Below are 6,206 nucleotides of genomic sequence, written 5' to 3'. Positions count from 1 at the left end.
GGATCAGGAACCCGACGAGGAGGAATAAGTATCCCGGCTGACGGACGTGGCCGTCTTTTGTCGGCCACGTCCGGACAGCAAGCAGCACCTATACCTACGGCGACGCCAATTGGCGGGACCTGCTGACGGCGTTCAATGGGAAGTCCATCACCTACGACGCCATAGGCAACCCTCTGAACGACGGCACGTGGTGGCAGCATGGCCGTCAGCTGGCGTCCATGAGCAAATCCGGCAGCAGCATCGCCTACGCTTAACGCCAAAATATAAAATTGTGTTTCATAGCTGTCTGATAATAGTGAACGAGATATTTTTCATGATTATGTCATTGCTTTATAAGAGAAAATAGTGCGTACTTCAATTCTCAATCGATTCCAGGTCGGTTACTATTGGATTTGATATTGTCAGAGTGATGTTATATTGATTCAGTTGAGGGCATGGTATGTTCAATTTTTCCGGAGTATTGTATAGGATATGGGGCGTCTGCGGGGTGATCCTGGTTTTGGGAGTTGCGTGCATCCTGCTTAATAGACCGTGGGCCAGAAAAGTTAAAATCAAAGATTGTAAATTGGGACTGATTATGATTGCTGCTGCGATCGGCCTGAGCCTGTTGTATGCATCCAGGATCGTGTTCCCTGGCGTATCATCGTATACAGGGGAGTTTATTGACAGTCACCGCAATTCCAGAGTCGCGCCCCCACTGCCGGTAACAAATGAATATGTGTTTTGGAATGGCGAAGGAAAAAACAAACTTTTTATCTGGACATTTTCTCAAAAAAGAAATATTCCCCGATGACTTTGTAAGTGATCGGAAATATACGATCTATTTTGATGAATTTACAAATGTAATTGTTCAGGTGGAGTGCATTGAATAGGGGGCGGTATAGGATGCATCCGATGCCCCAGCCCAGACAGGAGTGTGAGCGATGAGGAAGTCACTGGAAAATTACATACACAATCTGTGGCACTGGCTGAAAATGACACCGCGTCAGTACGCAGGATGCTGCGGAACGGAGGATCCAGAGCCGTATATGTTTCCGGAATGGGAAAAGATGCTGGATGAAGTGTGTTCACTTATCAAGCGAGGCGGGCTCTTCCCGGCAGATATGGACTGTTTGCTGACAATGATGGCTTTGGACGATGAAACCGAGGACGTTCTGGACTGTCTGACTGCACAGGGAGACGAACTGCTCATATCCGTCCTGACACATGCCGGGCTGCGCAGCATATTTCCCCAGGCCCGGTGGCAATGCGCCGAGCTGCTTGGACGCAGGAGCATCCCCGATGGAATGGCGCTATTGCGACAGTATGCAAATGATCGGGATGCCTATGTGGCAAAACGCGCCCGCAATGCCATGAAGGCTATAACGGGCAACAAGAATGACTGACGATTTTATCTCTATCCTCAACTTTTTTATGACAATGGGGCCAGGCTGATGCCTGGCCCCAACGTTTGTTATAGAACCCTTATCCTCTTACTTCTGTGGTGCAGTTTTCAACATATCCTTGATCTTCTCTTTTTCTCCGCTGCCATCTGTGCGCAGGCGCAGCAAAGGAACAGCACATTTCTCCAAAATAGAGTTCTTCTTTATATCCCGCTCCGTCTGTTTGCTTCCGACTTCATGGAAGCCCGTTCCGTCCACCTCAATCGCCAGTACAGGCTGCTTATCCATCTGATTGAACAGCAGAAAATCAACATGTGTCAATGGATTCCGGGCATATTTGCATTCTTCCTCTATCAACGGCTCATAGTCCTTTACCAGCGTCGCAAGAGAAACGTGTACAGCACAGCCGATGGCGGAATACGCCTCCTCAGACAGCACCTCCTGAATCACGGAATACATGAGATTCTCGGAATCGTACTCAGATACTCTTTTATGCTTTTGCAGATATGCCCGGCGCTGCTCGGCATAGCCCTGATAGAGCATATCGAATACCGAGTAAACCTGGCTCCGGATCACCTCAAAATTGTTGTACTCGATGTATCGTGTCAGATCCCCATAGTTGGTCTGGTCATTGCGTGGGTCCTGTGACGTGACCACTGCCAGTGAATGAACCGCGCGGGAAACGGCAACATTCAGCATATGGGGATCGTCCACAAAATCCGTGATGACATTATCCACCGAGGTTAAAATGATGGCGTCCTGTTCCCGGCCCTGAAATTTATGGACGGTGTCCACTTCATAGGCATCATCCAACTGCTTGCGGATGGCGGCTACCTGATCCCGGTAGGGTGTAATAATGCCGATGCTCTGGTAGTTCTCCTGACGAAGCCGCGGAAGTACCTCCTGCTGAATCACGTCGATCTGACGCTGGTTGAGATGGCCACGGGCATGGTTGCCGGCGGTTGTCCGGTACATGGTCAATACATCCGGCTCATTGTGATCCTTTGTCATGACGATCAACTGTCCATGATAGAACTTCTGATTGCAAAAGTTGATGATCTTCGGATGGCAGCGGTAGTATTCACGCAGCAGCGTCACCGATGCGTCCCGCCATATTTCCAGTGCAGAAGAAAGCAGGCTATGGGTTGAAAAGCGATATCGTTCATCCAAGGAATACTTTTGCCAAATGGCATCACTGGTGCGAATATCGTTCTCTGTCAGTACATTGGGGAGCTGCTTCAGATCACCGACGATCACGATATTTCGTGCGCAGGAAAAGGCCAATACGCCGGTGGCCAGATCGACCTGCGAGGCCTCATCCACGATAAGATAATCGTAGATATGAACGATGCCCAGGGTCCCCTTGATGGAATAGGTCGTGCTGAGCACCACCGGATATTCGTTCGTAAACGCGGCAGAGTCCCGCCGGAAATCACTCTTTTCAAAACGCTTTCGTCCACTTTTCCACGGATACCTCGCCGCCAGCTCTGCCCGGAACAGTCGCAGTGACTTCTGCGTAAGCTCGTCCATCTTTTCATCGAAAGCGTAGTGTTCCAGCTTGCGGTTCAGCGTTTCTTTCTCGTCCTCCAACTCCTGCTTTTTTACGAAATAGAATTGATTTTGCAAATAGGGAATGACCAGTTCCGGGGAGCGGAGAAACAATTTGAGTGCGCCGCGATTGAACCGGAACATGATGGAGAGTTTTTGCAAAAGGCCCAAGCGAGTCTCATGCTCCGCATACTGTTCAAACTCCATCCAGAGGGCGAGAATTTTCTGCGAGGACAGCTTATTCAGACTTTCAGACGGTGCATCACGGTAAGTTGCATAGTAGTCCGCAAAATAATGCTGCTCCGGCTTCAGCTGCAAGAACTCCTGCTCAATTTTCGCAATGCGGTTCTTTGCGTTGAGCATTTCGTTCAATTCCTTGGAAAGCGCAGTCGTTTCCTGCTCTAATTGCTGCCGTTCCTCCGGCTGCATCTCCCAATCGCTCATATCCGGATAGACGCCCGTCTGGGCCTCCAGAAATTTCTCCTTGTTGGCAAGACTGCCGAGAAACGCCGTCAGGAAGGCGGCATTTTTCTTCTCCAGCTTCTCCGCCACATTATGTGTTGCGGAATTGTTGTTGGAAACAACTGCCACGGTCTTTCCACTCCGGACAACATTGGCAATGATATTCAGGATCGTCTGTGTCTTTCCCGTCCCCGGCGGGCCTTGAATAATGCTGATTTTGGAGGAAAGTGCCCGTTCTACCGCCAGTTTCTGGCTTTGGTTCAGGCCGAACGGATAGATGATCGCCTCCGGCATCCGAGGCGCTTTGACTTCTTTCTGCGGCGCAAGATAGCTTGCCAGCACGGCATCCTCGCTGACCTGCTGGATCTTGTCGTACTGCATGCTCAGAATGTTGATGCCATTTTCAGCCACAAGACTGATTGCCGCGGCAGTCTCTTTGAAGTATTGAAAGGCTTCCTTATTTTTGCCGTCTGTCAGGCAATTCTGCCGGAGCTGCACTTCGCTCCTACGGAACGACAAATCTTTCTTTCCGCAGCGGACAATGCGATAATACGCTCCAAAATCGAGAAGCTCATCCATTCCGCTGATGGTCTGCCCATTAGCCGTGACGATCACCTGCGCGGGATCGATTTTCTTTTGCAATGGCATAATCTCAACATTACCGCTCTGAAAGTCGTATGTCTTATTGGGTGCACTGGTATAGACAACCTCGCACCTCCCGTCATGAAACCGGAACGAAGCCACCGAGTCCGTCTGGTCTTTCCCCTTTATGATAATTAAGCGCTTTCGTGGGTCCATAGGCTTTCTTTTGCCCCCGGCAGAGCCGGGGGTTGACTTTGTGAACCAACAGCAAGAATGGGGGCTGCCGCCCCCGTTCTTGCTGTTTATGGATAGCAGTGCTCCCGCAGGGCCGCCTCCAGCTTCTCCAGAGCGCGTTTCTCGATGCGGGACACATAGCGACTCGCCTATTGTAAACAATTTGCCCTAAGAAATTGCTTCCAGTTCACGGAAGCGGAATTTGATAATGATTTGTTTGTCTTCGGTCAGTTCTACTCTCTCGATAAGGCTGACCAAGAGTTCCCGGCTGGTATAGGCAGAATCAATAAAGCGTCGAACCAACTCTTTAGCTCGGTCTTCCGTACTGACCGGGCTTTCTTTTTGCACTTCCAAGTCCTTCAGCTTTTCCTCAAGTAAGCTGCGCTCCATCTTGATGCGCTGATAGATCCGCTCGAAATCAGATTCAGCAAGCAGACCTGTCAGCCGATCCATGTACATCTTATCCAGATTGGCGGTCAGGCCGTCAATCTTGCTGTGCAGGGACTGAATCTCGCTATCGTGGCCCTCTGCTTTGCGCACCTCTTCCACAGTAGCAATAGCAATGGGCCGCAGCTGACTCGGATCCAAATAGGCCTCGCAGACCTCCTGTATCTTGGCGATGACGGCATCCGTCACAGTCTTTTCTTTAATGCTATGGCAGGAGCAGACACCGGCTTTGGTGAAGCGCTGATAAGTCCGGCAGACGAAGTACAGCACATCTTCTCCTGCAGCATTTTTGCGGTTGAGTACTGCCAGCGGGTAACCGCACTCATGGCAGAAGATCATTCCTTTGAGCAGGAAGTCATAGGTGCGGCTTCGGGTATGCTTACGGCTGTTGACCAACATTCGTACCTTTTGAAAAGTTTCTTTGTCGATCAGCGGCTCATGAGTATTTTCTACCACGACCCAGTTTTCACGGTTCTGCTTCAGACACTTCTTGGACTTGTAGCTGATCTTCACCGTCCGGCCCTGTACCATGTTTCCGATATAGGTTTCGTTCTGCAACATATCTGAGATACGCTCACTGCTCCACAGTCCGGTATAGGGACCTGGTTTTGCCACAGGCAGTCCTGCATAGGTTGCCGGAGTGGGTACACCCTCTTCATTTAACTGTGTAGCGATCTGCCTACAGCTCATCCCGTCCAGTGCCATATTGAAGATACGCCGCACCATGGGTGCTACTTCCTCGTCAATGACGATTTTGTTCTTCTCGGTGGGGTGCATTTTATAGCCATAGACCGGCTTACCACCAATGAACTGTCCCTTACGCTGCTTATCCCGCTTGACGGATTTGATCTTCTTGGAAATGTCCTTGGCATACATGTCGTTCATGATGGCACGGAACGGAGTAATGTCATTGGCTGAAGATTCCACGCCTGTATCGATGCCGTCCAGCAATGAGATATACCGCACCCGTTTTTCCGGGAAGTAACGCTCCATATAATGACCGGTCATGATATAATCTCTGCCCAGACGGGACAGGTCTTTAGTGATGACCATGTTGACCTTCTTGGCTTCGATGTCACCGATCATACGCTGGAAATCCGGTCGGTCAAAATTGGTGCCGCTCCAACCGTCATCGATATAAGTGTCATAAACCGACAGTCGATGTTTCTTCACAAAATCATCCAAGAGGGATTTCTGGTTGTTGACGCTTTCTGATGGCCCTTCGTTTTCGTCCTCCTTTGATAGTCTGATGTATAGTGCTACATGGTAGTCCATGGGGTTGCTTATCTCTAAGTACATATACTGTCCTCCCGAAATAAGCGACCATTCATCGCCACAACAATACTACATCGGCTGGCGAATAGCCAGGGCAAAAAGCTCTTTTTGAAGAAAGAACCGAAAGGACTCTTGGATGAGTTCTGCCAGTGTCTGGTCTGCATCGGAATACGTACAACGAACAATAATTTGCTTGTTTTTCATGAGACACCTCCTGGATTGATACTATGAAGAAACGGCAGCCAACTTGCAGCTGCCGAACAAAAAAGAACCCGT

At 49.8% G+C, this 6,206-nt stretch carries 5 protein-coding genes; 2 read left to right on the top strand and 3 right to left on the bottom strand.

What is annotated here, in order from left to right:
* The first annotated feature begins 439 nt into the window (after positions 1–439).
* Positions 440–793 (top strand): hypothetical protein, encoded by a 354-nt coding sequence (locus tag LKD37_RS12280; RefSeq protein WP_302929484.1) that lies wholly within the window; start codon positions 440–442, stop codon positions 791–793.
* Positions 794–923: 130 nt separating this feature from the next.
* Positions 924–1,385 carry a HEAT repeat domain-containing protein gene (locus LKD37_RS12275; protein ID WP_302929483.1) on the top strand — a complete coding sequence of 154 codons (462 nt, stop codon included), beginning with the start codon at positions 924–926 and terminating at the stop codon, positions 1,383–1,385.
* 87 nt (positions 1,386–1,472) lie between these two features.
* Here the strand turns inward: LKD37_RS12275 and LKD37_RS12270 are convergent, their stop codons facing one another.
* The 3 genes from LKD37_RS12270 to LKD37_RS12260 form a co-directional block, all read right to left on the bottom strand.
* Positions 1,473–4,040, bottom strand: coding sequence for a DEAD/DEAH box helicase (locus tag LKD37_RS12270; protein WP_302929482.1), 2,568 nt, complete (start codon positions 4,038–4,040; stop codon positions 1,473–1,475).
* Positions 4,041–4,376: 336 nt separating this feature from the next.
* The gene (locus LKD37_RS12265) at positions 4,377–5,954 is read right to left on the bottom strand and encodes a recombinase family protein (protein ID WP_302929481.1); all 1,578 of its coding nucleotides are present in this window, start codon (positions 5,952–5,954) and stop codon (positions 4,377–4,379) included.
* Positions 5,955–5,999: 45 nt separating this feature from the next.
* Positions 6,000–6,134, bottom strand: a complete 135-nt coding sequence (locus LKD37_RS12260; RefSeq protein WP_302929480.1) for a hypothetical protein — start codon at positions 6,132–6,134, stop codon at positions 6,000–6,002.
* Positions 6,135–6,206 lie beyond the last annotated feature (72 nt).

It is taken from the genome of Brotocaccenecus cirricatena (genome assembly GCF_020687045.1).
Classification (GTDB): domain Bacteria; phylum Bacillota; class Clostridia; order Oscillospirales; family Oscillospiraceae; genus Vescimonas; species Vescimonas cirricatena.
The sequence above is the reverse complement of the archived record's forward strand: the minus strand, read 5'-3'. Positions and strand labels throughout refer to the sequence as shown.